26 protein-coding genes and 2 pseudogenes are annotated in these 22,827 nt (G+C 60.7%); 12 read left to right on the plus strand and 16 right to left on the minus strand.

The features are described 5' to 3' along the window. Positions 1–54 precede the first annotated feature (54 nt). Entirely contained in the window at positions 55–267 is a 213-nt protein-coding gene (locus ACM5SV_RS03480) for a hypothetical protein (RefSeq protein ID WP_003554263.1), read from the minus strand. A gap of 202 nt (positions 268–469) precedes the next feature. Here ACM5SV_RS03480 and ACM5SV_RS03485 point away from each other — a divergent pair, with 202 nt between their 5' ends. After that, positions 470–772: a hypothetical protein gene (locus ACM5SV_RS03485; RefSeq protein ID WP_128405710.1), complete on the plus strand. Its 303-nt coding sequence runs from the start codon at positions 470–472 to the stop codon at positions 770–772. 21 nt (positions 773–793) lie between these two features. Continuing rightward, positions 794–1,066 carry a GNAT family N-acetyltransferase gene (locus ACM5SV_RS03490; RefSeq protein ID WP_348625837.1) on the plus strand — a complete coding sequence of 91 codons (273 nt, stop codon included), beginning with the start codon at positions 794–796 and terminating at the stop codon, positions 1,064–1,066. 146 nt (positions 1,067–1,212) lie between these two features. Here the strand turns inward: ACM5SV_RS03490 and ACM5SV_RS03495 are convergent, their stop codons facing one another. Continuing rightward, a complete protein-coding gene (locus ACM5SV_RS03495) occupies positions 1,213–1,425 on the minus strand; it encodes a hypothetical protein (protein ID WP_012763433.1) in 213 nt (70 codons plus the stop codon). Between the two features lie 620 nt (positions 1,426–2,045). Between ACM5SV_RS03495 and ACM5SV_RS03500 the strand changes: the two genes are divergently transcribed. Further along, complete coding sequence (locus ACM5SV_RS03500; RefSeq protein ID WP_003554259.1) at positions 2,046–2,309, plus strand: DUF982 domain-containing protein; 264 nt, start codon at positions 2,046–2,048, stop codon at positions 2,307–2,309. Between the two features lie 273 nt (positions 2,310–2,582). On the opposite strand, the gene ACM5SV_RS03505 is transcribed toward ACM5SV_RS03500, so the two are convergent. From ACM5SV_RS03505 to ACM5SV_RS03525, 5 genes and pseudogenes are all read right to left on the minus strand, one after another. After that, complete coding sequence (locus ACM5SV_RS03505; protein ID WP_003554257.1) at positions 2,583–2,837, minus strand: hypothetical protein; 255 nt, start codon at positions 2,835–2,837, stop codon at positions 2,583–2,585. After that, on the minus strand, positions 2,834–3,148 hold the full coding sequence (locus tag ACM5SV_RS03510; RefSeq protein ID WP_003554255.1) for a hypothetical protein: 315 nt from the start codon (positions 3,146–3,148) through the stop codon (positions 2,834–2,836). The genes ACM5SV_RS03505 and ACM5SV_RS03510 overlap by 4 nt, the downstream gene beginning before the upstream one ends. Positions 3,149–3,228: 80 nt before the next feature. Next, positions 3,229–3,429, minus strand: a complete 201-nt coding sequence (locus tag ACM5SV_RS03515) for a hypothetical protein (protein WP_017996609.1) — start codon at positions 3,427–3,429, stop codon at positions 3,229–3,231. A gap of 118 nt (positions 3,430–3,547) precedes the next feature. Further along, positions 3,548–3,949: a response regulator gene (locus ACM5SV_RS03520; RefSeq protein ID WP_003554251.1), complete on the minus strand. Its 402-nt coding sequence runs from the start codon at positions 3,947–3,949 to the stop codon at positions 3,548–3,550. Positions 3,950–4,046: 97 nt separating this feature from the next. Next, a pseudogene (locus ACM5SV_RS03525) lies at positions 4,047–4,190 on the minus strand (sensor histidine kinase); the annotation flags it as partial. A gap of 79 nt (positions 4,191–4,269) precedes the next feature. Here ACM5SV_RS03525 and ACM5SV_RS03530 point away from each other — a divergent pair. After that, positions 4,270–4,690, plus strand: a pseudogene (locus ACM5SV_RS03530) (ATPase domain-containing protein); the annotation flags it as partial. 64 nt (positions 4,691–4,754) lie between these two features. After that, on the plus strand, positions 4,755–5,048 hold the full coding sequence (locus ACM5SV_RS03535) for a DUF982 domain-containing protein (RefSeq protein ID WP_026157629.1): 294 nt from the start codon (positions 4,755–4,757) through the stop codon (positions 5,046–5,048). A 51-nt stretch (positions 5,049–5,099) separates the two neighbouring features. Here ACM5SV_RS03535 and ACM5SV_RS03540 read toward each other — a convergent pair whose 3' ends face one another. Together ACM5SV_RS03540 and ACM5SV_RS03545 are read right to left on the minus strand one after the other, a co-directional pair. Continuing rightward, the gene (locus tag ACM5SV_RS03540; RefSeq protein WP_003554248.1) at positions 5,100–5,525 is read right to left on the minus strand and encodes a response regulator; all 426 of its coding nucleotides are present in this window, start codon (positions 5,523–5,525) and stop codon (positions 5,100–5,102) included. Further along, positions 5,522–6,649, minus strand: coding sequence for a PAS domain-containing protein (locus ACM5SV_RS03545; RefSeq protein ID WP_017996607.1), 1,128 nt, complete (start codon positions 6,647–6,649; stop codon positions 5,522–5,524). Before ACM5SV_RS03545 ends, ACM5SV_RS03540 begins: the two co-directional genes overlap by 4 nt. A 201-nt stretch (positions 6,650–6,850) precedes the next feature. Here ACM5SV_RS03545 and ACM5SV_RS03550 point away from each other — a divergent pair, with 201 nt between their 5' ends. The 5 genes from ACM5SV_RS03550 to ACM5SV_RS03570 all read left to right on the plus strand — a co-directional run bounded on the left by ACM5SV_RS03550 (position 6,851) and on the right by ACM5SV_RS03570 (position 12,623). Further along, a complete protein-coding gene (locus ACM5SV_RS03550) occupies positions 6,851–8,317 on the plus strand; it encodes a PAS domain S-box protein (protein WP_017996606.1) in 1,467 nt (488 codons plus the stop codon). A gap of 438 nt (positions 8,318–8,755) precedes the next feature. Next, a complete protein-coding gene (locus tag ACM5SV_RS03555) occupies positions 8,756–9,151 on the plus strand; it encodes a DUF1236 domain-containing protein (RefSeq protein WP_003554242.1) in 396 nt (131 codons plus the stop codon). 99 nt (positions 9,152–9,250) lie between these two features. Next, positions 9,251–10,129: a DUF1236 domain-containing protein gene (locus ACM5SV_RS03560; protein WP_003554240.1), complete on the plus strand. Its 879-nt coding sequence runs from the start codon at positions 9,251–9,253 to the stop codon at positions 10,127–10,129. Positions 10,130–10,892: 763 nt separating this feature from the next. Next, positions 10,893–11,444, plus strand: a complete 552-nt coding sequence (locus ACM5SV_RS03565; RefSeq protein WP_026157628.1) for a hypothetical protein — start codon at positions 10,893–10,895, stop codon at positions 11,442–11,444. 477 nt (positions 11,445–11,921) lie between these two features. Further along, positions 11,922–12,623, plus strand: coding sequence for a DUF899 family protein (locus tag ACM5SV_RS03570; RefSeq protein ID WP_003554235.1), 702 nt, complete (start codon positions 11,922–11,924; stop codon positions 12,621–12,623). 25 nt (positions 12,624–12,648) lie between these two features. Here ACM5SV_RS03570 and ACM5SV_RS03575 read toward each other — a convergent pair whose 3' ends face one another. The 6 genes from ACM5SV_RS03575 to hutI all read right to left on the minus strand — a co-directional run bounded on the left by ACM5SV_RS03575 (position 12,649) and on the right by hutI (position 19,350). Further along, on the minus strand, positions 12,649–13,278 hold the full coding sequence (locus ACM5SV_RS03575) for a J domain-containing protein (RefSeq protein WP_003554233.1): 630 nt from the start codon (positions 13,276–13,278) through the stop codon (positions 12,649–12,651). A gap of 175 nt (positions 13,279–13,453) precedes the next feature. Beyond that, the gene (locus tag ACM5SV_RS03580) at positions 13,454–14,029 is read right to left on the minus strand and encodes a HutD family protein (RefSeq protein WP_003554231.1); all 576 of its coding nucleotides are present in this window, start codon (positions 14,027–14,029) and stop codon (positions 13,454–13,456) included. Between the two features lie 5 nt (positions 14,030–14,034). Further along, a complete protein-coding gene (hutU, locus tag ACM5SV_RS03585; protein WP_017996604.1) occupies positions 14,035–15,708 on the minus strand; it encodes a urocanate hydratase in 1,674 nt (557 codons plus the stop codon). 24 nt (positions 15,709–15,732) lie between these two features. Next, positions 15,733–16,554, minus strand: a complete 822-nt coding sequence (hutG, locus tag ACM5SV_RS03590) for an N-formylglutamate deformylase (protein WP_017996603.1) — start codon at positions 16,552–16,554, stop codon at positions 15,733–15,735. A gap of 1 nt (position 16,555) precedes the next feature. Further along, positions 16,556–18,091 carry a histidine ammonia-lyase gene (hutH, locus tag ACM5SV_RS03595; RefSeq protein WP_017996602.1) on the minus strand — a complete coding sequence of 512 codons (1,536 nt, stop codon included), beginning with the start codon at positions 18,089–18,091 and terminating at the stop codon, positions 16,556–16,558. Next, on the minus strand, positions 18,088–19,350 hold the full coding sequence (gene hutI / locus ACM5SV_RS03600; RefSeq protein ID WP_222016768.1) for an imidazolonepropionase: 1,263 nt from the start codon (positions 19,348–19,350) through the stop codon (positions 18,088–18,090). The genes hutH and hutI overlap by 4 nt, the downstream gene beginning before the upstream one ends. Positions 19,351–19,472: 122 nt before the next feature. Here hutI and ACM5SV_RS03605 point away from each other — a divergent pair, with 122 nt between their 5' ends. Both ACM5SV_RS03605 and hutC read left to right on the plus strand, forming a co-directional pair. After that, positions 19,473–20,819 carry a formimidoylglutamate deiminase gene (locus ACM5SV_RS03605; protein WP_222005330.1) on the plus strand — a complete coding sequence of 449 codons (1,347 nt, stop codon included), beginning with the start codon at positions 19,473–19,475 and terminating at the stop codon, positions 20,817–20,819. Positions 20,820–20,937: 118 nt separating this feature from the next. Then, positions 20,938–21,657 (plus strand): histidine utilization repressor, encoded by a 720-nt coding sequence (hutC, locus tag ACM5SV_RS03610; RefSeq protein ID WP_017996599.1) that lies wholly within the window; start codon positions 20,938–20,940, stop codon positions 21,655–21,657. Between the two features lie 321 nt (positions 21,658–21,978). On the opposite strand, the gene ACM5SV_RS03615 is transcribed toward hutC, so the two are convergent. Continuing rightward, entirely contained in the window at positions 21,979–22,746 is a 768-nt protein-coding gene (locus ACM5SV_RS03615; RefSeq protein ID WP_020487107.1) for a Crp/Fnr family transcriptional regulator, read from the minus strand. Positions 22,747–22,827: the final 81 nt, after the last annotated feature.

The raw sequence follows: 22,827 nt of genomic DNA on the forward strand, positions 1-22,827 counted from the left end.
CGAGATCGAATGCGAATATGCTGATCGAAGTGAACGCTCCGGGCATCGGCGAACTCATGCGGTGCCGCGTTGGGGCTTCTCGACCTGCTCGTCGATTTCCGCCTGCAGCTTCTTTCGGGCGTCGCCTTCGAACTTCGCGCGGACACGCTCCACTTCCTGGTTGGTCGCTTCGATGGGTTGGCCTGAATCGTCCGGAAGGCCGGGACCGCTCTGGGCGATTGTGGAATCCTTCGGGCGGTCATTGAGGCCGTTTGTGGTCTTTGACATCGGAAACTCCTTTCGGGAGCTTAACGACGACGAAGATCTATTGTTCGGCGAGTGACGAAAAAGCTTGCGGAAATCCGGTCTTTCGACACCACCAAAAGCGGCCTACTCTTAAGCCCGCAGAATAAGTAGCCGATGCAAGCCTAAGACGCGCATAGTTGCCGCCTCGCGTATGAGCCCTATAGACGCGACAAGCAGAATTGACTTGCAGATCATGATCGCCATCGTCAGCCATGAATGGCGCTATCGTGAAATCTTGAATGGAGGCTTGCACTCAGTTTGCTTCCGTGAACGTTTAAAACGTCGTCTGGTAGCCGTTTCATTTCACATCATTGGGGGCGCGTTTTATGGCTATGGGCAGACTTCGGATCAGCGCCCGTGTCCAAAGGAAGCTGAAAGGGAGCCTTTGGGCACCCCGCAATACGGCAAGAAGTGGATACAGATTGTCGTATGCGTTTGTGGTGTGATGCTTGAAGGAGAAGGCCATGACCAGCAAAAACGCCACTGATACCCATACCCGCCCCGATGAATGGCCGCGCGCCGGTCGCGGGCCAATCAGGTCAGCAGCGCATCGCGAACTTATGTGGTTTGCGAGGGCGAGCGCGTCGTCGGATACTACTGCCCATCGGGAGCGCTGACGGTCGCGGACGCGCCGGCAGCGATCCGGCGCAACATGCCCGACCCCGGTTCCCATGGCAGTCCTGGCCGTCTGGCTATCGATCGCAACTGGCTGAGAAAAGGAATTGGAGCCGCGCTGTTGCAGGAGGCGTGCAGCGTACCGGATAGGCAGCCCGTATCATGAGGTATCGCGGCCTTCTGGTTCACGCAATCTTCGATGAAGCCAACGCGTTCTAAGAGCATTTTGGATTTGCAGCGTCGCCCGCTTATGCCTGCAATGATCAAGCGGATCTACCCAAGGCCGGGAAACTCACTCCCAGGTCCACGATCTCAGTCAGCAGCATGCACCTGAACGCCGCGGCAGAGCAGTCCCCAAGTCGGGCGTCGTTGGGCCTCCTGGGCGTGAGCTTGCGTCATCGGATCGTTGCCGTCGTCTGGCTCGGGGCCGACAGGCGGCGGAGTCTCCCCAGGGTCTCGCTCAGGTTCGGGATTGCCGATCGGCGGCGCTGGCGGCGGAACGATGGGCTCGTTGGGTACGGACATGGTTTCCTCCTTGCTAACCGGGAGAACTCGCGTGTCTCTCGATTTATTCAAGAGGTGGTGGCGTGAAGAGATGCTTTTCTCGAGCAGCGAACCGATCGCCGCCGACGGGCTCGGGAAATGACCGAGTCCTCGATAGGGAACGGCAAGGGTCCGAGGTCAAAAAAACCAGCGCTCTTGCGGAGAGACGAATAAGACGATCCGAGGATCCTGCACGCAGTATGGTATGCGCGGCTCCATGGCTCGCCAATCGAGATATCGGTGCCGGCTTTGATGATGGTGAACATGGCGACGCAGCAGCGCAGGGGCTGGTCCGAAGGGCAATCGTGGTCATTCTTGGATGAAGGGGTATTTCGATGATGTCGGCGTTCCGGAATGATTCGGGGCGTTCGACTTCCTCGCGAACATGTCGGCGGCCTTGTTGGCTTCAGCATGGCGGGCGAGGAGGCTGGCGAGTTTTACCCTGCCAAGGCCCAAGCTGACGCTGGCGATGCCAAGGCGCCCGAAGCGCGTTTATGTCCTCTCACTTATGCGGCCCGCGAAACGAGCTTTGGCATGCCAGGGGATCACGGAACGGTTCTTGCACGGTTACTAATATGTTTATCGTGGGGAGACCTAACGTCATGAAATGGCACAGATCCGGAGAGTTTAGTCCCTTGATGCTCGTTGTGAATGGGCCGGAAAAGTACAAACTTGTCGCAACCCTTTGGGAGGCCGCCAATATGCTGACGGCCTGCTGGCCCATCGACGATGGTGAAGAGTATCTCACGGCAATTAGGGCGTGCCGGGATGCACTTCATGGGGACGTCTCGGCCGAGGACGCACGAGAAGCGCTGATCCGTGCCGCCGACGAAGCTGGCATTCCGGTGATCACCGTCGTTCACTGAGCTTCGCTGCCGAATGAAATGAGTTCACGGGCGCCTTTCGTGACACAACCCTCTCCGTTCGCTGCATGCGCGGGGTCCATGCCGCTGAACATCACTTTCAGCCCGCGCTCGGCCAGCAGCTCTTTTGGCCTCTCCTTGGTGACAAGTGCCGGCTTCCGTTCCTTCAGTATTCCGCGTACATTCCGCCGGGTCGATGGCAGAAACGAAGGGAGCGCCTTTCCCGCAACCGCATGTTGTGCCCGCCGCATTTTACCGTGTCGCCGTCGCCGATGGTCAAAGATGCGCGGATGATCCGCCCAGCAACCATTGAACGCTATCTCCACGCTCGGCCGCCTCCCGCTTCCGCCCGAGTGCCTGTTCCTGCTCGTATGACTTGTGCGGGAAATGCTCGAAGCACCACCAGCGGGTCGCCCCGGCCGGAGAAGGACTGTTGCCCCAGCCACCCCACTCGGCGCATCCCTTTTCCTCGCAATAGTGGACATGCATTCGCGGCGCTTCCGTCAGTGGCCGTCTGTCGGTGTCGCTCATCTTTCCTCCTGGAGTTGCCAGCCGGCTTTCGGGACCGGCCACCCCTTCTGGGCCGCGCGGAAATCAGCCTCGGCTTCGGCTTTCTTCTTTGCTTCCATGATGCCCGCTGCCCAGACAGTGATGCGCATGCGGCCGGCTTTGAATACGAAGCGCCGTTCGGTCGTTTGCTTGCCTGCCGTGTATCCCGCGCGAAAGCAAGCGCGCGCGGCCGACAGACCAACGCTCTCGCGGAAAGCCCGCGGCTGCGACGACCACCAGTCCCGCAGAGCGGTTTCGAATGACACGGACGTTGGTTGGGGACGGTCAAGCATAGGTGTCAGCCCTGGTCTCGGGTTCGACACCGCAGATCGGCCATCGCAGTCGCTTTCGCTCATGGGTGATCTTGGGCATATCAGTCTCGATGGTAGCTCGGTCGCCAGCCGCGGGCCATGCCCCGGCTCATGGCGCCTTCGGTCAATGCCAACTGCCGGCGAAGGTGACGGATATCTTCCAGAAGGGTGTCTATGGCCGCGTGCGTATCGCCTCTGTGGTAGGCAATCACCTTTGCACGCTCATCGTCTTCCACGGCTTCGCCGATCGACCGCTCTCGCATATCCGTGCTCCGTACTTCGGTTTTCAGAATGGCTGCCGCGGCGCCTTATGTTCTTATTATGTTCTCATCTCCCTGCGAGTCAATAATCAATCTGGGTCAATTGAGTTTTCGCGCGCATTTAGACGGCGGCGACCATCTCTCTCACGGTGCCGACAACCCGACTATGATCATATGGCTTGCTGAAGAACCGGCCTTCGACTGGCAGGACCTCGTCACTTAGGTCATGGTGCCCTGATGTCACGATGATCTTGACAGGGGGCCATCGGTCCCGTACCGCCGCGGCGAGTTTAAGACCATCCATCGATCCTGGCATGTCTATATCGGTGAACATCAGCCGGATCTCTGCGTGGACATTCAGTATTTCTATCGCAGCGTCCGCGTCAGAGGCCTCGAAGACCGTGAACCCCTCATCCTCGAGCGATATCACGATGGCCAGGCGGACGAGAACCTCGTCCTCAACAACAAGAACCGCCGCGCCGATATCAGACACCTCAACGCTCTCCGTTCCGGCCGCCAGCATCTCTGGCATGGCCTCGAGCACGGTAACACTTGGGCGGCGGGAAGGATCCATCCTCCGCTGAAAATCGCCGATAACCCTCAAACGCTCTTCGAATACGCAGCCGCGATGCCGGACCCTTGGCGCTGCACTGAAAGCCTGATGCGGCGAACGTGATGTTCGGCGCCGTGCCTAATAACGAGACCAGTGCTGAGCCCACATAGCGTGTTCCATATCCCTGACGCGTCGGTGGCCGCACCGGCGGGCGCCGCCCGGATATTCTACGGAAGGTGACCACGCCCAAACGAAAAACTCCCTCTGTTGTCAACACCGGATTATAAGGATTGAATGAAATCCTCCGCAGCGGCCTTCCCGCGTCCAATTATATATGCTTCAGGGCGCTCGGGGATCCGGCAAGACGACTGCTGCACTGCGGTTTTTGCGCGCCGGTGTCGAAGTGGCCGAAAGCTGCGCCTACGTGGCGCTGTCGCAGACGGCCGCCGAACTCAACGCCATCGCCTTGTCCCATGGCTGGACGCTCGATGGCATTCGTGTCGAAGAACTCGCGAGGCCTGGCTCGGTCGATGAGGCTGATGAGCGGAGCATCTTCATGACTTCCGATCTCAGGCTGAATGAGAGGCTGCCATCGAGGAACACAAGCCCCGCCGTCTCGTCTATGACTGCTTGCTTGAAATTCGGTTCATCTCTGGAGATTCGCCCCGCTGCCGCCGCGAACTTATTGCCTTCAAGGCACACCAGGCTCAGGCTTGAAGATCCAACTTACCGTTCCCAGATTGTCGGGATCAAAAAGCTTAGAAAGGAGACAGCGATGACAAGCACATTGTTTGACAGACCGCTCTTCGTTAAGCGGGGCCACCACATTCAGGAAGTGGCAAGCCTGGAAGACTTATTCGACCTGCTTGATGAATGGCCGGCGGAAAGACGAGGCATGACCTACGAGGTGCTGGTGAAAGCCTGCCGACTGGCAGCACAAGGGATTTTCCCGTTGAACTCCCTTCGTGAAAATGTTCGGCGGTATCTCATCAAGGAACGGGCTCTCGCAAACATTGACGAACTCCCCCTGGCCAAAGAGGGGGTCATGCCCCGCAGCTTAACCTCCTAGACAGCGGCAATGCACAAATGTCGGGCCCCGGGAATCCAGGTAGGTCCTCGTTTACTTGTTGACAGGCTGGGGCTGGCTATCGTTGGCCAGCACGAGATTTGGCGGTATGTCCGGCCCCTCGTTTCCCGATAGGATGGCGGAGATGTAATTTAACGCGTTTTTCATGCCGTTCATCGTGTAGGGCTTTTCGATCGCGCCAAGCGCATCCACGAAATCGGGCGGCAATCGCTTGATGTTGCCTGTAACGAAGACGTAGGGAATGCCTGCAGCGGCTAAAGAGCGGCCGACTTCGATTCCCGTCGGTCCGTCCATCAGTTGAACGTCGACGAAAGCGAAATCCGGTTTTTGCGCAGCCAGCAGATCGTGCGCTTGTCTGCTATTCATCGCGATGCCCGCGACCTCGTGTCCGGCTGCTTCCACCTCGATTTCAAGCTCCATGGCGAGCAGCATCTCGTCCTCGACGATCATGACTTTCAATTCTCGTTCTCCTGATGTTCGTCGATCAGCAGCATGACCTCGACCACTGTCTTGTCGCCTTCGATCTTGCGTTCGACACTGGCTGCGAGTTGACGGGCCGATGCTTCCAGGAGAAGCCGCCCGAACTCGGCGGCTTCCGCGTCCGGCTCGACGGGAGTCGTCGTGTCCTCGACCCGGATCACAAAGTGGCCGTGCATCCGTTTTACGACGACGTGGATCGCGCCGCCGCCGTCGCTGAGACCCCTGTTGACCGCGTCCACCACGAGCTCGTTGACGATCAGCGACAGGGGTGTCGCCTTGACGGCCGGAACGAGGAGCGGCGCTAGGTCGAGCGTCAGCCGGATGTCATTCCGTCCGACGCCGCTGACAAGGTCGGTGACCAGCTCGCGGATGAAGTCCGCGACGTCGAATCGGGCAACGTCGTCGAGGGTGAAAAGTTTTCGCTGCACGGTACTCAGTGCTTCTACCCTGTTGAGCACCGACATCAGCGTCTGCTTCTTGACCGTGTCCTGCGTGAACCGCGCCTGCAGTTTGACGATCGACGCCATGGTCAGGAGATTGTTTTTGACCCGATGGTCGACTTCGTGGATGAGAAGGGTCTTTGCCAAAAGGGCCGATTTCAGTTCCGCCATATTCCTTGCAACTGCCTCTTCCGCTTGATGTCGGGCCAATGCAAGTTCCGCTTCACGGCTTTTGACGGTTGTGAAATCCAGCTGCGAGGCGAAAAAATAGATGATCCTTCCCTCGTCATCGCGCACCGGACTGATGAAAAGCGCGTTCCAAAAGGTGCTGCCGTCTTTTCGGTAATTGAGGATGTCGACGGAGATGTCTTGGCCTCGCGCGACGCTGTCGCGAATGTAACCTACGCTCCGCCTGTCTGTCTCCGGCCCCTGGAGCAGGCGGCAGTTGCGGCCGATGAGCTCATCATTCGAGTAGCCCGTCATTTTTTCGAAAGCCGCGTTGCAGAAGATGATGGGATTATCATGCTGAGCGGGATCAGTGACGATCATCGGCATGCGCGTCGCCTTGAATGCCGCCGCGAAGGGGTCTTCCTTCACGTGCCTAGCAATCAGCCGGTCGCCGGCGCGGCGAGCCTCTTTGTGATATCGATCGGTATCCTGCATGCGATGTTGATCTAGGTTTGGGAGACTTGACCTAGCGCTTTCCCCCACGGAGTCTAGTGGATTCGCCTCGATTTTTTTTAAGTCGATCTCAATCCGCGATCGCGTCAAGCGACATGTCTCCTGGCCGGTCTTGCTCCCTTTCCACCGTTGACTTGCCGCCCGCGAACTTTCAAGAATGACGAAAAGACCGAGGCCCGTTTCATGCACGAAAGTAATCCCGCTGTGCCCCATCAGGGCGAATTGGCCGCGCTCATCCTCCGCTGTGATTGGGCAAACACCAGCCTCGGGCCGGTTTCGTCGTGGCCGATCCAGCTCAGATGCGCGGTTGATATAGCGCTTCCCTCGCGTGCCCAGATCGTCATGTTCTGCGGCCCAGAATTCATCGCCATATACAATGACGCCTATGCACCGACGATTGGAGCAAAGCATCCGGCGGCGCTGGGAAAGCCGGCAAAGGAAAACTGGGCCGAGCTGTGGGATGATCTGGAGCCGCTGCTGCGCAAGGTTTTGGAGACCGGCGAGACTGTCTTCGCCAAGGACAGGCCTTTCTATATCGAGAGGCATCACAAGCCGGAAACGGTTTATTTCGATATTTCCTATTCGCCGGTATTCGATGAAAACGGCAGGGTCCTGGCGGTCTTTTGCATCGTCAGCGAAACGACGGGTCGGGTCGGCTACGAGGCTAAGCTCAAACGCCTGGCATCAATCATTTCCTCCTCTGAAGACGCAATCCTCGGTATCGATCTCGCCATGATGGTGACCGACTGGAACGATGGAGCCGAAAAGCTCTACGGCTATTCATCCAGCGAAATTCTCGGCCGGTCGGTGACGGTTCTTATTCCAGATAATCGCGTGGACGAGGAGGCGCGCATCATCGCGCGCATCAAGGCCGGGGAGCGTATCGAGACCCATGAGACGATCAGGCGCCATAGGAGCGGAAAACTCTTGGACGTCTCCCTTACGGTATCTCCGATCTATGACGCAGAGGGACGCATCGTTGGCGCCTCGAAAATCGCGAGAGATATTACGGCGCGCAAGGAAGCGGAGCGGGTGCAGGAGGTTCTGATCGCCGAGTTGAACCATAGGGTCAAGAATATCTTGGCGACGGTTGCGGCGATCGCTCGTCAGACATTTGCGGGAGCGCCGGATGCCGAGGCGGCGAGGGCAGCTTTCGACGCCAGGCTCCAAAGCCTGGCGAGAGCGCATGATTTGCTCACCCATGGCAATTGGGAGGCGGCAAGCCTTGGAAATGTGGTTTCCGAGGCGCTGTCAGCGTATCCGGCGGAGCGTCTCGACATTAGCGGGCCGGATCTCAATATCTCGCCCAAAGCAGTGGTCGCGCTGGCGCTCATTGTACATGAGCTGGCCACCAATGCCGCGAAATACGGTGCCTTATCAGCCGAGTCCGGAAAAATCGCAGTGTCATGGAAGTTGGAAGGTTCACCCGACCCGTCGCTCATACTGCTGTGGAGTGAAAGCGGCGGCCCCCCAGTTAAGCCTCCCTTACGGCGGGGGTTCGGGTCGCGCTTGATCGAGGCGATGTCCTCGGGACAGCTCAAGGGCCGTGCAGAACTTGCTTACGACGACGGTGGCCTGCGTTGCCTGATCAGCGCGCCTCTGGATGTGGAATGGGCAGACACCGATCACGAGGTTGCTGCCTCTGCTTAAAAACGGGCGTCCGGTGGCCAGGGGTCCCGGTTGCCGTTGACTGGGACTGGCGCGTATCGCGCCTCGGGCTTCACGCCGCCTTCAGATCCCGACCGGGCGCAATCGGCAGCTTCGCGCGCAGGGGTCGAATTTGGGGCAGGGACAGTGACCTCGAACTGCTGTTCCCGCAAAAGCGCTGCGAACTGTCTTTGGAGTGGGCCTCTCGAATCTTCTCTTTTGCCACCTGCTTTCTAGCCGGCCATGGCATGCCGCCCGAGAACATAGCGAACCCCAATCAAGGACCGGATGCTGCTTCGCTTTCCAACCCAACAGGCTGCCGAGTTCTGCGGGCTAGGACCAAGGTCTGAGGAGGCCCGGTCTGAAGTCCTACTTCTGGAACACTTCCTCCATCCTGCGGTTTGGTCCCCAGCGGAATCAAACATACAAGGAGGAAAACAGATGAAGATCAAGGCACTAGGAATTGCCGCGAGCATCCTGTTGGCATCGACTTCTGCCTTTGCGCAGTCTTCGACGGTGACAGGTGCAGCAGGTGGTGCCGCAACGGGTGCCGTCGTCGGCGGCCCGGTCGGTGCTGCTGTCGGCGGCATCGTTGGCGGTGTGGCGGGTAGCGTCATCGATCCGCCGCCGCAGAAGGTGGTGACCTATGTTCAACAGGCTCCCGCCCCGACCGAGCGCGTCGTGGTGAAGGAGAAAGTCGTCGTCGGACAGCCTCTGCCGGAAACCGTGGTCGTCACGCCCATTCCCGATGACCCGAAGTACGCATACGCTATCGTTAACGATCAGCGTGTGATCGTCGAACCTTCCTCTCGGAAGGTCATCCAGGTCATTCAGTGACCTTCCGGGCGGCTTTGGCCGCCGCTTAACAATCAGGGCAAGCATGCGACGCATGAGAATGCGGGGCGGCATCGCGTGCCCAAACTTTGGAGATTGATCATGAAAAGCAACCATCTCGCCATGCTCGTGGCAGCGTTGTCACTCAGCGTGTCGCCGCTTGCCACGTTGCCAGCAGCAGCCCAGCAGGACACCAAGAGCGGCAGCCAGGCTCAGTCCGGTTCTCAGACGGGCACGGACGCCACTTCGCAGGCCGGCTCCAAGGCCACCGGAACTGGCACCGACTGCACGCCCGACGCGTCGGGTGCCTGCCCGCAAGGCAAGGGCCAATCTTCGCAGCAGAAATCGGACCAGGGTTCGGACATGAAAAAGAGCGCCGAGCAGCCTTCGACCGATAGTTCGACGAGCGGAAGTTCCTCCGGCAAGTCTTCGACGGAAGCCAAGCCCGGATCCCAAGACGCCAGCGGTGGCACCACGACCGAACAGACCCCGGCCGCCAAGTCCGGCAGCACCGATACCAGCGGCTCGGCTAAAGCAGGCACGAAGAGCAGCGCCGAAACCAAGCCCGCGGAGGGCACCGGCAAGGGCGCCACCACGCAAAGCGGCGATGCGTCCAAGCAGTCGACCGACCAGAACACGTCGACGACCAACAAAAGCTCTTCCGAAACCAACGTCAACAACAACGCCACGACGAACAATCAGACGTCCAACACCAAGACCAACGTCAACATTTCCGTTGAACAGCAGACCGAAATTCGCCAGGTGGTGAAAGAGGTTCATGTCGAACCTGTGAAGGAAGTGAACTTCACGGTTTCCGTTGGAACGACGATCCCGAAGAAGGTTCGTCTCGAACCGCTGCCGCCACGCATCGTGAAGATCGTTCCGCAATACGAAAGCTACCGCTTCTTCATCCTTGCGGATGGCCGGATCGTTATTGTCGATCCCGATGCTCTCACGATCGTCTACATCATCGAGGCCTAACACGCGCTTCCCGGCGGCGTCCTTGCGCCGCCGGGGGCCGCAGGAGGGATCAATGATCCACCATGAAGACAAGGGATCGGGACCACCTTTCCCATAGTCGTCATCCTGGTTGCCATTGTCGCCCTTATCGGCGGCCTGGTTCTGTCTTCAGGCCATCAGCCGCCGGCACGAGTTTGAGTCCCCGCCAGTTCGACAGGTCGGTGATCTCATCTCACATGACGGAGGCGACGGCTTGCCGGTGTCTTTTCGCATTTGCGCGCGAGACCGAGCGTCGTGCTCAGCAATCCACTGGCACATCATCTTGTGAAGTAGACCATAGGGTTTAAGGGGCGGCGTCATTCTCGCGACTGCCGAACTGCCAATACCGACGCTGGCGCGCTTCGAGGAATCAAGCATCCAGCCCGTTCCGACTATTTATCGTGGTCCTTGCCGGCCAGGTTTATTCGATGATCTGGCAAAAACGCTGGACCTGAACAGGCAACAGGGCTTTGTGGCAAGGACCGCGGGCGATTTCGCGGAGAATGCCATGCCTGAATGCGTGGGGAAATATGTCAGGGAAGGATATGTCCAGACAGAGACCCATGGGGCGAAGGCGGAACTCATCCCAAACCGCTTGAACGACGCCTAACGGCGCAGAGTTGCTGCCACCAAATCGAAAGTCCACCCGACTACGTGCAAGTGGCACACCGCTTCGTTGCACTTCATCTAGCTTTGCATCAGAGTCATCTGAGTACATGATGAAGCCGTCAAGATGGGGCGATTCATGAAGTGCATTGCTGAACTTTTGATGGGATTGGCGGGAGCGACCTTGGTCGTCATTAGCGCAGTTCACCCGGCGGAAGCTAACAGTGACAATGGCGAAGACCCATCTTGTGAAATCGTCAACCTTGCATACGCGGCAACCATGAACGCTACGCGGTCGAGCGTGACGGCTTATGCCGAGCAGGACGATGGATCTTTAGTGTTTATTGCCGATTTGCGAACCCAGTTAGGTACTAATTATCTGAAAGATTCAACGCGAAAGCAATGGATCCGTTACCCACAGACAAAGTGGGTTCCAGCGGACCGATTTGGTCCAAAAATAACTGACTGTGTATTGAAGGGTGATGAAAGTCACCCGGATCTCGCGGCAAAGCACTATTCAGCTATCCGTCATGAGGCACCGCATGTCTCTAAAGTGGATTTTTGGATTACGCATGACGATGGACGAATTGTAAAAATGCGAATTGGGCCGTGGGGGGTCAAGCTTAAGTCCGGACTAGGAGTAATTGAAATCCGGAAGTTCGATGATGAGGCATTGACCCCTCCGCTTTGATCCGCAGCCGCAACAGAGTTGCGCTTCCATTCGAACGGTATGTCCGATGCTTTTGTCGAAATCCTGAAGCGGAATTACACGCGAATATCAGTTCCACAGGACGCTGAAACAGCGCTCCAATCGCGCCGACGTCCAGTTTCCGTGAAAACCTTAAACCGCTGCGCCGGCACGTCTGAACTGGTGCTATGTGTAAATCATGTAATCGTCATATGTCGAAGCCCCGTTCGGCAACAACATCAACAATCACACGCTGTTCCAGAAGGTGGGGCCATAACGCCGCTTGCGTGCAACCCAACTCCCTCGACAGCGTTGGAGGTAACTATTTCTGCCTTCGAAACCTGTGGCATTTGCTACATTCCGTGAATATTTTCCGTCGGCACTGTCGATTTTCGCCTTGGCCGATCGTCCTTATCACGATGTGCTGGCACCGCGGTCGTGGCTTCAGCACGTCGTCGGGCAACAGAAGGAGCAATTGTCATGGATAATCAGCATCTCGTACCTGCCGCCGTGCTTGCGGCCAAGAACGGCGTCCGGTTCCCAAACGAGAGCGAGGCGTATCGCAGCGCCCGCGACGCGCTGCTGGCCGAAGAGATCGAATTGCGCCGGCACATCGAGCGCGTGGCAAGACAGCGCCGGGCGCTGCCGCCGGGCGGCGAGGTGACGAAAGACTACCGCTTCGAAGGCAGCGACGGGCCGATCTCCTTTAGCGAACTCTTCGCCGACAAGGAGACGCTGATCGTCTACAGCTACATGTTCGGTCCGCAACGCGAGCGCCCGTGCCCGATGTGCACTTCGCTGCTATCGTCCTGGGACGGCGAGGTGCCCGACATTCAGCAGCGCGCAGCCTTGGCCGTCGTCGCCCGCTCGCCGATTGAAAAGCTGCTCGCCTTCAAGAAAGAGCGTGGCTGGCATCACCTGCCGCTTTATTCCGACATGACGGACGATTACAGTCGCGACTATCACGCAATCGGCCAGGATGGCGGCGACGACGCGGCCTTCAACGTTTTCACGCGGCGCGACGGCACCATCCGCCATTTCTGGAGCCAGGAGATGGGCGGGGTGACGGCCGATCCCGGTGAGGATCCGCGCGGGGCGCCCGACCTGATGCCGCTCTGGACCGTCATCGATTCGACGCCCGAAGGCCGGCCGGCGGACTGGTATCCCAAGCTGTCTTATTAAGATCAGCCGCGTCCTACGCCGCCCGTCAGCCGGTGGAGCGGTTTCTGGAGGGCTCGGCCCATTCGATGCTGGTGACCGTGTCATCCGGCAGCGGCGGCGGATCGATGTCGTAGACATAGCCGGAGATCATGTCGGCGGCGCGTTCCGTCGCCTTGATCTTCGCCTCGGTTTCGGCGACCGCCTTGGAGATCGCTTCGATGCGGGCGCGGAACATGTGGGCAAGCACGTCGCGGCCTGACTGTTTTTCGAGCCGTTCCAGATGCAGGCCGATTCGCGAGGCGTGGCGCTCCAGCTCGCTCTTGCTGAAACGCGCCTTGCGCAGTTCTTCGGAAAGGCTGTCCTGCATGACGGCGACGGGATCGAAACTTCCGGGCGCGCGCTCGTCGAGCACCGCGTCGGTGACAAGTTTCTCGATCATCACCAGCGCCTGCAATTCGGCCGCGTCGGCGAATTCGACGTCGTAGCCGGTGTCGTCGTAGACCTTTCGCCGTACCGGATCGAGAAGCAGCCCATAGGCTTTCTGCAGATGGGCAAAGGCGTCCGAATCACCGCCTGAATCGGGGTGGGCAACTTTTGCCAGGCGCCGATAGGCGGCCTTCAACTGCGCCTCGTCCGCATCGCGTTCAACGCCGAGAATATCGTATGGATCCGTCACGCCTGCTCCCTTGCTCCCCGCCACGTTGCGGGCAGTCTAGGTCTTCTTCCGCATCACAAGGGCGAAGTTTAGACCGAAACGAGGAATGACGTCCATGGCCCGAGATGGCGATGGTTTATGCCAATGCTTCGCCAAATCCTAGATTATTTAATGTTTTCAACTCGTTGTTCGAAGATCAGCCTGCGGTGATCGAAGCGAGATAACATGTGGCTTCGCCATCGATTTTTAGCACGGTGGCAGTCGCGTCCTCGATCAGTAGCGCATCGCCGGCCGCGAGCGCGCCGGTCTCGCCGCCCCGGCGGAATGAGAGTGCGCCGAAATGACAAAGCAACAGGCATGTCGAGGGCGAAAGCGGCACGGACTTGCCGCCATCGACGTCGATGCGGATCAGCGTATGGGTAAGCCCGTTGCGGCGCGTCATCACGTTGAGATCGGTGATGGCTCCGTCCTCGAGCCTGGCCGCGACCGGGATATCCGCCGTGAAGGCCAGCGGATCGCTTGCCATTGTCAGAACCACGGGCTTGCTGCCTGCGACATCGAGCACCATGCCGTTGCCATCAAGGATTGCCAGCGTGCGGTCGATGCCAGGAAAGATCGAAAACGGGCCATCCTCTGCGACCGTTGCCATGCTGATGCGCCAGTCGAAGTCATTGATCGACGCGCCGGGCGGAAAGACGGCGATCTCCACCGTCTCTCCCTTGCCGTTTTTCCAGGGCATGCGTTTGTGATCGCCGGCGCGCAGGATCCTCACCGGGCTCAGTTCCCGAGAATGCCGGGCAGGCGCAGGCCCTTTTCCTTGGCGCAATCGATGGCGATCTCGTAACCGGCATCGGCGTGGCGCATGACGCCGGTCGCCGGGTCGTTCCAGAGCACGCGCTCGAGGCGTCTTGCGGCATCGTCCGTGCCGTCGGCGCAAATGACCATGCCGGAATGCTGCGAGAAGCCCATGCCGACGCCGCCGCCGTGATGCAGCGACACCCAGGTGGCGCCCGACGCCGTGTTGAGCAGGGCGTTGAGCAGCGGCCAATCGGAGACGGCGTCGGAACCGTCCTTCATCGCTTCGGTCTCGCGGTTGGGCGAAGCAACGGAGCCTGAGTCCAGATGGTCGCGGCCGATGACGATCGGGGCGGAGAGTTCGCCTGTTCTCACCATCTCGTTGAAGGCGAGGCCGAGCTTGTGACGGTCGCCCAAGCCCACCCAGCAGATGCGCGCCGGCAGGCCCTGGAAGGCGATGCGCTCCCTGGCCATGTCGAGCCAATGATGCAGGTGCTTGTTGTCAGGCAGCAGCTCCTTCACCTTGGCATCGGTCTTGTAGATATCCTCCGGATCGCCGGAAAGGGCCGCCCAGCGGAAGGGGCCGATGCCGCGGCAAAACAGCGGCCGGATATAGGCCGGCACGAAGCCCGGGAAAGCAAAGGCGTTTTCGAGGCCTTCATCCTTGGCGACCTGGCGGATATTGTTGCCATAATCGAGGGTCGGCACGCCGGCGTTCCAGAAGGCGATCATCGCTTCGACATGCTCGCGCATCGAGGCGCGCGCCGCTTTTTCCACGGCCTTCGGATCGGTTTCGCGCTTTGCCTTCCATTCGCCCATCGTCCAGCCCTTCGGCAGGTAGCCGTTGATCGGGTCGTGCGCCGAGGTCTGGTCGGTGACGATATCGGGGCGGATGCCGCGGCGGACCATCGCCGGCAGGATTTCGGCGGCGTTGCCGAGCAGGCCGACGGATTTCGCCTCGCCGGCCTTGGTCCAGCGGTCGATCATCTCAAGCGCTTCATCGAGCGTCTCGGCCTTGGCGTCGACATAGCGGGTGCGCAGGCGGAAATCGATCGAATCGGGATTGCATTCGACGGCAAGGCAGCAGGCGCCGGCCATGACGGCGGCGAGCGGCTGGGCGCCGCCCATGCCGCCGAGCCCGCCGGTCAGGATCCATTTGCCCTTGAGATTGCCGCCGTAGTGCTGGCGGCCGGCCTCGACGAAGGTCTCGTAGGTGCCCTGCACGATGCCCTGGGTGCCGATATAGATCCATGAGCCGGCCGTCATCTGGCCGTACATGGCGAGACCCTTCTTATCCAACTCGTTGAAATGATCCCAGGTCGCCCAATGCGGCACGAGGTTGGAATTGGCGATCAGCACCCGCGGCGCATCCTTATGGGTGCGGAACACGCCGACCGGCTTGCCGGATTGCACGACTAGGGTTTCTTCTTCCGTCAGCGTCTTGAGCGTCGCGACGATGCGGTCGAAATCCTCCCAGGTCCGGGCGGCGCGGCCGATGCCGCCATAGACGACGAGCTCGTTCGGATTTTCGGCGACGTCGGGGTCGAGATTGTTCATCAGCATGCGTAGCGGCGCTTCGGTCATCCAGCTTTTGGCATTGAGATCGTTGCCGTGGGGCGCGCGGATTTCGCGGATATTGTGGCGTGGATTGCTCATGGCGGTTCCCCTGTCGAGAGATCGTTATCGTTTCAGGCCTGGCGCAATCTGTTCGATGCGCACCAGAATGTTCTTGAGATGGACGCGAAGTCTGTCCGCCTTGGCGGCGTCATAGGCAAAGGGCGCCGCCTCGCTCTGCAGATGCGTCGATTGCGCGAGCTCCATCTGGATCGCGTGCACGCCGGTTTCGGGCCGACCATAGTGGCGTGTCGTCCAGCCGCCCTTGAAACGACCGTTGAGCACGCTGTCGTAACCCTCAGCGGCTTCGACGACGGTAAGCGTCGCCTGCTCGATCGCGCTGTCGCACGTCTTGCCCATATCGGTGCCGATATTGAAATCCGGCAGCTTTCCTTCGAACAGGAAGGGAATGTGGGAGCGGATCGAATGGCAGTCGTAGAGGATCGCGACGCCGTGGATTGCTCTCACGCGCTCGATCTCGGCGGCAAGGGCCGCGTGATAAGGAGCATGAAAGTCCCGCAGCCGCGCCGCGATATCGGCCTCGTCGGGTGTGGCGCCTTCCTTCCAGATCGCCTTGCCGTCGAAATCCGTCTGGGGAACGAGGCCGGTGGTGTTCTGGCCGGGGTAGAGGCTGACGCCGGCCGGATCGCGGTTGGCGTCGATCACGTAGCGGTGGAAGGTGGCGCGCACCGTCGTGACATTGTCGAGCAGGCCATCATAGAGCTGGTCAATGTGCCAATCGGTGTCGGCCAGCATCCTGCCATTGTCGTTGAGCCGGTCGGCGATCTCAGGCGGCACCTCGGTGCCGGTATGGGGGAAGCCGAGGATGACGGGGGAGGTGCCTTGGCGACTTTCGCACGGGGCGGAGACTGTTTCCTTGATCGTCATCTCAGCTCTCCAGAACCGGCAAGATCCCAGAGGAAACCGAGGCGTTCAGCGCACCCGTCGCCACCAGTTCGGCAGCGGCGGCGAGGTCGTTTGCCATGTAGCGGTCAACGTCGAGGCTCGCCACCTTGGTGCGGATGACACTGATCGCCTTGCCAAGCACCGGGCTGGTCGACAGCGGCGCGCGCAGTTCGACGCCTTGGGCGGCGGTCAGCGCCTCGATGCCGATGATGCCGAACAGGTTCTCGGTCATGGCGAGCAGGCGACGGGCGCCGTGGCAGGCCATCGAGACATGGTCTTCCTGATTGGCCGAGGTCGGGGTCGAATCGACCGAGGCCGGGTGCGACATCTGCTTGTTTTCGGACATCAGCGCCGCTGACGTCACCTCGGCGATCATCAGGCCGGAGTTCAGGCCCGGCTTCTTGGCGAGAAAGGCCGGCAGGCCGTAGGAGAGGGTCGGATCGACGAGCAGCGCGATGCGGCGCTGCGAAATCGCGCCGATCTCGCAGACGGCGAGCGCGATCTGGTCGGCGGCGAAGGCGACGGGTTCGGCGTGGAAATTGCCGCCGGAGACGACCGAATTGTCCGAAAGCACCAGCGGATTGTCGGTGACCGCGTTGGCCTCGATTTCGAGGGTGCGGGCAACCGAGCGCAGCAGATCAAGGCAGGCACCGTCGACCTGCGGCTGGCAGCGGATGCAATAGGGATCCTGCACGCGCTCGTCGCCCTCGATATGGCTCTGGCGAATGATGGAATTTTCGAGGAGCGCCCGAAGTGCCGCCGCCGTGTCGATCTGGCCCTTATGGCCGCGCAATGTATGAATATCCGGATGAAAGGGCGCCGAAGAGCCCATGGCGGCATCGGTGGACATGGCGCCGGTAATCAGCGCCGCCTGCGCGGCGCGATGGGCGCGGAAGAGGCCGGCAAGTGCCAGCGCCGTCGAGGTCTGGGTGCCGTTGATGAGAGCGAGACCCTCTTTGGCGGCGAGCACCACCGGTTTCAGCCCGGCCTTTTCGAGGGCTTGCGCTCCTGAGAGCCGTTCGCCGGCGAAGAAGGCTTCGGCCTCGCCCATCATCACCGCCGCCATATGGGCAAGGGGCGCAAGATCGCCGGAGGCGCCGACCGAGCCCTTTTCCGGGATCAGCGGAATGACGCCCTTTTCCAGCATAGCTTCGATCAGCCGCACCAGCTCCAGCCGCACGCCCGAGGCGCCGCGTCCGAGCGAGACCAGTTTCAGCGCCATGATCAGCCGCACGATATTGTCGGGCAGCGGCGCGCCGACGCCGCAGCAATGCGACAGAATGAGATTGCGCTGCAAGGTGGTCACATCGGCGCTGTCGATCTTGATCGAGGCGAGTTTGCCGAAGCCGGTATTGATGCCGTAGACCGGCGCGTTGCCGGCGGCGATCTCGGCGATGCGGGCAGCGGCCTTGGCGATCCCCGCATCGAAGGCGGGATCGAGCCTTGCCGGCACACCGGTCCAGTAGATAATTTCCAGATCCTTGAGCGAGACGGAGCCCGGGTGGAGCGTGATGGTCATCGACCGTTCCTTTCGCCCTTGAAGACGCGTGCGTGAAGCGGATTGAAGCCGATGCGGTAGACGAGCTCGGCGAGGCTTTCGATATTCCAGATGGCGAGATCGGCGGATTTGCCGGCTTCGAGTGTTCCCGTCTTGTCGAGCAGACCGAGCGCGCGCGCACCTTCGCGGGTGGCGCCGGCGATGCATTCCTCGACGGTGAGGCCGAAAAGTGTGGCCGACATGTTCATGGTGAGCAACATCGAGGTGAGCGGCGAGGTGCCGGGATTGCAATCGGTGGCGATCGCAATCGGCACGCCTGCCCGCCGCAGCGCCTCTACCGGCGGCTTCTGCTTTTCATGGATGGCGTAGAAGGCGCCGGGGAGCAGCACGGCGACGGTGCCGGCCGCGGCCATCGCCGCAACGCCATCTTCGTCGAGATATTCGAGGTGATCGGCTGACAATGCGCCATAGGAGGCGGCGAGCCTGGCGCCGCCAAGATTGGAGAGCTGCTCGGCATGCAGCTTGACCGGCAGGCCGAGCGCTTTGGCCTTGTCGAAGACGCGGGCGATCTCGGTGGTCGAAAAAGCGATGCCCTCGCAGAAGCCGTCGACGGCATCGGCAAGACCGAGGCCATGCATGTCGTCGAGACCGGGCAGGACGACATCATCGAGATAATCGCCGTTGCGACCCTTATACTCCACGGGCGTCGCATGGGCGCCGAGATAGCTGGTGGCGACGCGGACCGGTCTGATATGGCCGAGCAGGCGGGCGCTCTGCAGCATCTTCACTTCACCGGTCCGGTTCAGCCCGTAGCCGGACTTGATCTCGATCGTCGTCACACCTTCGGCAAGCAGCGTGTCGAGCCGCGGCAGAGCGTGCGCGACAAGCTCCTCGACCGACAGCGCATTGGTTGCCTTCACCGAGGAAACGATGCCGCCGCCAGCGCGTGCGATCTCCTCATAAGTCGCGCCTGCCAGGCGCATTTCGAACTCGCGGGCGCGATTGCCGCCGTGGACGATATGGGTGTGGCAGTCGACGAGACCGGGCGTTACCCAGCGGCCTTCGAGATCGACGATTTCGGAATGTTCGATGGCCGATGCCGGCAGGTCGCTTTCGGCGCCGGCAAAGGCGATGCGACCGTTTTCGATCAGCACGGCGCCCTTTTCGACGATGCCGAGGCCTTCTTTAGCAGACGCCAGCGTGGCCAACCGCGCATTGCGCCACAGCACTGGGTGGGTGTCGGCAGATGGGGCTTCGTCTGAAAAAATGTTCCCGGTCATCAGCTTTGCGCCTTTCCTTATGCCAAAACATGTATATACATAATCGACAGGTGACAAGAGAAATTTTGTGCGCTTTTCTGGAAAAGAAAGATCGGCGGCACGGCAAGAGGAGAGGGAAGGTCATGACCATACTTCACGCAGACACGGCGCTGACGCCGCAGGGTTGGCAGAAGGATGTGCGGCTGACGCTTAAGGCCGGGCGTATTGCGCGGGTCGAAATTGGCACTTCTCCCGAGCCCGGCGACGAACGCCATGCTCTCCTCGTTCCTGCCATGGCGAACCTGCACAGCCACGCCTTCCAGCGGGCGATGGCCGGTCTTGCCGAAGTGCGCGGCCCGGCCAATGACAGCTTCTGGAGCTGGCGCACGGTCATGTACAAGTTTGCCTTGGCGATGACCCCTGAGCATGTCGAGGCGGTCGCGGCCAAGCTTTACGCGGAGATGCTCGAGGCCGGTTTTTCCCGCGTCGGCGAGTTCCACTATCTCCACCACGACAGGGATGGCGGCACCTACGCCAATATCGCCGAGCTTGCCGAACGCATTGGCGCGGCAAGCCAAGAGACCGGTATCGGCCTGACACTGCTGCCGGTCTTCTATGCCCATTCCGGCTTCGGCGGCGCTGCCCCCATCGATGGTCAGCGGCGTTTCATCAATTCGCTCGAAAGCTTCGAAAGGCTGATGGAGGGATGCCGGGCAGTCACCGGCCGGCTCGACGGCGCCGAACTTGGGCTCGCACCGCACAGCCTGCGGGCGGCGACACCGGAGGAGCTCACAAGGCTGGTGCCGATGGCCGGCGACGGTCCCATCCATATCCATGTCGCCGAGCAGGTGAAGGAGGTCGAGGACTGCATTGCCTGGTCCGGCGCGCGGCCTGTGCAATGGCTGCTCGATCATGCGCCTGTGGATCAGCGATGGTGCCTGATCCACGCGACGCACATGACCGAGGATGAAACGCGGCGGATGGCGAAAAGCGGCGCGATCGCCGGCCTTTGCCCGATCACCGAAGCCAATCTCGGCGACGGCGCCTTTGCCGCGCCGCTTTTCCTCGAAGAGGGCGGGCGTTACGGCATCGGCTCGGATTCCAACGTGCTGATCTCCGTGCCGGAGGAACTGCGCCAGCTCGAATATTCGCAGCGCCTGGCGCTTCGCGCCCGCAACGTCGTCGCAGCACCCGGCGGTTCGACGGCGCTTTCGCTGTTCACACATGCGCTTGCCGGCGGCGGTGCTGCGCTGAAAGCACCGGCGGGTCTTGCTGAGGGCCATCACGCCGATATCGTTTCGCTCGATGCCACGGCCGTTCCCTATCTCGCAGGCGACCAGATCCTCGACCATTGGGTGTTTGCAGGCGGCGTTTCCGTCGACTGCGTCTGGGCGCGCGGCAGCAAACAGGTGGAGGGCGGTCGCCATCTCAGGCGCGATGCCATCGACCGGCGCTTCCTGGCTGTCATGGGTGAACTGCTGGCCGCCTGAAAAAGAGCTTTTCCTGTCCAGGCATTCGAATTAGAGCAATTCCAGCAAGTGTGGAGCGGTTCGCGTCCGGGATTGCGTAAAAACAAAGAGATAGCGGGAGACCAATCGGAACGTGGCGATGAACCAAAGCAAGGATCCCACCTTGCACCAGCGCATCCTCGGCGACATCGAGGGCCGTATCGTCTCGGGCGATTGGCCGCCGGGGTACCGCATTCCCTTCGAGGTCGATCTCGCCACGCAGTATGACTGCTCGCGCATGACGGTGAACAAGGTGCTGACCCAGCTTGCCAAGGCCGGCCTGATCGAGCGCCGCAAGAAGTCCGGCAGCTTCGTCACCCAGCCGCAGGCACAATCGGCCATTCTCGAAATCCACGACATCAAGGCCGAGGTGCGGTCGCTGAACTTGCCCTATTCCTATGCGGTTTCGAAGAAGGTGAGCCGCAAGGCGAAGGCGGACGACAGTCGAAGGCTGGAACTGCCTGTGGCGTCCTCCGTCGTCGAAGTCGTCTGCATCCACAATGCCGGCGCGCGGCCCTTTTGCCTGGAGGAGCGGCTGATCAGTCTTGCGACGGTTCCAGAAGCCGCCGATGCCGATTTCCTGACGACGGCGCCAGGCCCCTGGCTGCTGAACCAAGTGCCGTGGAGCACGGCCGAACATCGGATCCATGCCGTCTCGGCCAATGCCGAAGTGGCCGCAGTCCTGGACATCGCTCGCAATACCGCCTGTCTCGTGGTCGAACGCCGCACCTGGAGCAATGCTGGCCCGGTAACGCATGTGCGGTTCACCTATCCGGGCGATCGCCACGCGTTGGTGGCGCGTTTCACGCCGGCATCGTGATAGAGAGCGCAATCCAACCGGCTGGTGCCCGGTGACGAACCAGCTGGATCCGCCCATGGCCGGCTGTCGGAACTGCTGGGCATGAGGGCCGCCGGCAGCGTCACCGTCCGTCATGTGATCAGCAAGACCCCTAAAAATCAGTGGTACGTCGCGGAGGCGGCCAAAGTCATGCGTTCTTTCCGCCGGGAACGCGATCGGCCGCTGTTGGGTGGCTTGCGCGTCAAGCTCTGGCTGGGCTGGGTGATAATTTGCCGGCATTAGCTGACCGCGGCGGCGGTATCGAGGCGAATGGTCGAGCACAGCGCGGTCGCGGGAGACTGCTCAAAGCATACCGTGAAGGGGATTTCCGTTTGGATGGACGGGAAGTAGCGACGGCCGCGCCGACGTCTCGATCAGCCGCTCGTACTCCTGCTCCGGCACCCCGTAGCAGCCATCGGCGATTTCGATCAGCATGTCGCGATCCAGGATGCGGACGTTGCCGCGTGTCGATTTGATGGCGTAGATGCCCTCAAGGATGTGCAGCTCATCGGTGACGCCCGCCCGCCTGACGCCAAGCATCAGCGCCAGGAATTCGTGCGTCAGTGGCAGATCATTGCCGTCGATACGGTCGTGACACATGAGCAGCCAGCGCGCCAGCCGCTGATGTACGTTGAATTTGGCGGCGGCCAGCGCGCTGTGGGCAAGCTGCAATTCGCAAGTGTGGACATAACGCAGCAACAGTTGCCGCACCTCTGGGTGTTCAAGGATCGGAACAAAATGCTCCGTGGCCACCTGAAGCCCGTGGCCCGGCACCTGCATGAAGGTACTGTTCGGGGTTCGGTCGACGCCCAGCACAACGGGATAACCGGCAATCCCTTCGCGCCCGATGTGGCGGATTTCAACGCTTTTGCCGTCCGAGCTTTCCGCAACCATCGAGGCGAGGCCGCTTTCGATAAAACAGACATGCTCGATCGGCTTGCGCGGCAGCACGAGCGCGTGCTTGACTGGAAGATCGACGGGTTCCAGGAACGGCGCCAGACGCCCGAAGGCTTCCTCCGGAAACCGGCGCAGCAATCTATTCTTGGTCCCGCTCTGCCTGATTATTGTCATGATAGCACCGCTTTGGTGACCAACGCGACGCCACTCCTATGGTTCAGAGAGTTCACGCTCTGTCTGATTTTGACAATAAGG

The organism is Rhizobium sp. CRRU65 (assembly GCF_048551595.1).
GTDB lineage: Bacteria > Pseudomonadota > Alphaproteobacteria > Rhizobiales > Rhizobiaceae > Rhizobium > Rhizobium leguminosarum_J.

Bases quoted from the DNA above. Each gene is read 5' to 3' on its own strand.
- ACM5SV_RS03480 (WP_003554263.1), bottom strand. From the start codon at position 267: ATGTCAAAGACCACAAACGGCCTCAATGACCGCCCGAAGGATTCCACA.
- ACM5SV_RS03490 (WP_348625837.1), top strand. From the start codon at position 794: ATGGCCGCGCGCCGGTCGCGGGCCAATCAGGTCAGCAGCGCATCGCGA.
- ACM5SV_RS03495 (WP_012763433.1), bottom strand. From the start codon at position 1,425: ATGTCCGTACCCAACGAGCCCATCGTTCCGCCGCCAGCGCCGCCGATC.
- ACM5SV_RS03500 (WP_003554259.1), top strand. From the start codon at position 2,046: ATGAAATGGCACAGATCCGGAGAGTTTAGTCCCTTGATGCTCGTTGTG.
- ACM5SV_RS03505 (WP_003554257.1), bottom strand. From the start codon at position 2,837: ATGAGCGACACCGACAGACGGCCACTGACGGAAGCGCCGCGAATGCAT.
- ACM5SV_RS03510 (WP_003554255.1), bottom strand. From the start codon at position 3,148: ATGCTTGACCGTCCCCAACCAACGTCCGTGTCATTCGAAACCGCTCTG.
- ACM5SV_RS03515 (WP_017996609.1), bottom strand. From the start codon at position 3,429: ATGCGAGAGCGGTCGATCGGCGAAGCCGTGGAAGACGATGAGCGTGCA.
- ACM5SV_RS03520 (WP_003554251.1), bottom strand. From the start codon at position 3,949: ATGCTGGCGGCCGGAACGGAGAGCGTTGAGGTGTCTGATATCGGCGCG.
- ACM5SV_RS03535 (WP_026157629.1), top strand. From the start codon at position 4,755: ATGACAAGCACATTGTTTGACAGACCGCTCTTCGTTAAGCGGGGCCAC.
- ACM5SV_RS03545 (WP_017996607.1), bottom strand. From the start codon at position 6,649: ATGCAGGATACCGATCGATATCACAAAGAGGCTCGCCGCGCCGGCGAC.
- ACM5SV_RS03550 (WP_017996606.1), top strand. From the start codon at position 6,851: ATGCACGAAAGTAATCCCGCTGTGCCCCATCAGGGCGAATTGGCCGCG.
- ACM5SV_RS03555 (WP_003554242.1), top strand. From the start codon at position 8,756: ATGAAGATCAAGGCACTAGGAATTGCCGCGAGCATCCTGTTGGCATCG.
- ACM5SV_RS03560 (WP_003554240.1), top strand. From the start codon at position 9,251: ATGAAAAGCAACCATCTCGCCATGCTCGTGGCAGCGTTGTCACTCAGC.
- ACM5SV_RS03565 (WP_026157628.1), top strand. From the start codon at position 10,893: ATGAAGTGCATTGCTGAACTTTTGATGGGATTGGCGGGAGCGACCTTG.
- ACM5SV_RS03570 (WP_003554235.1), top strand. From the start codon at position 11,922: ATGGATAATCAGCATCTCGTACCTGCCGCCGTGCTTGCGGCCAAGAAC.
- hutU (WP_017996604.1), bottom strand. From the start codon at position 15,708: ATGAGCAATCCACGCCACAATATCCGCGAAATCCGCGCGCCCCACGGC.
- hutG (WP_017996603.1), bottom strand. From the start codon at position 16,554: ATGACGATCAAGGAAACAGTCTCCGCCCCGTGCGAAAGTCGCCAAGGC.
- hutH (WP_017996602.1), bottom strand. From the start codon at position 18,091: ATGACCATCACGCTCCACCCGGGCTCCGTCTCGCTCAAGGATCTGGAA.
- hutI (WP_222016768.1), bottom strand. From the start codon at position 19,350: ATGACCGGGAACATTTTTTCAGACGAAGCCCCATCTGCCGACACCCAC.
- ACM5SV_RS03605 (WP_222005330.1), top strand. From the start codon at position 19,473: ATGACCATACTTCACGCAGACACGGCGCTGACGCCGCAGGGTTGGCAG.
- hutC (WP_017996599.1), top strand. From the start codon at position 20,938: ATGAACCAAAGCAAGGATCCCACCTTGCACCAGCGCATCCTCGGCGAC.
- ACM5SV_RS03615 (WP_020487107.1), bottom strand. From the start codon at position 22,746: ATGACAATAATCAGGCAGAGCGGGACCAAGAATAGATTGCTGCGCCGG.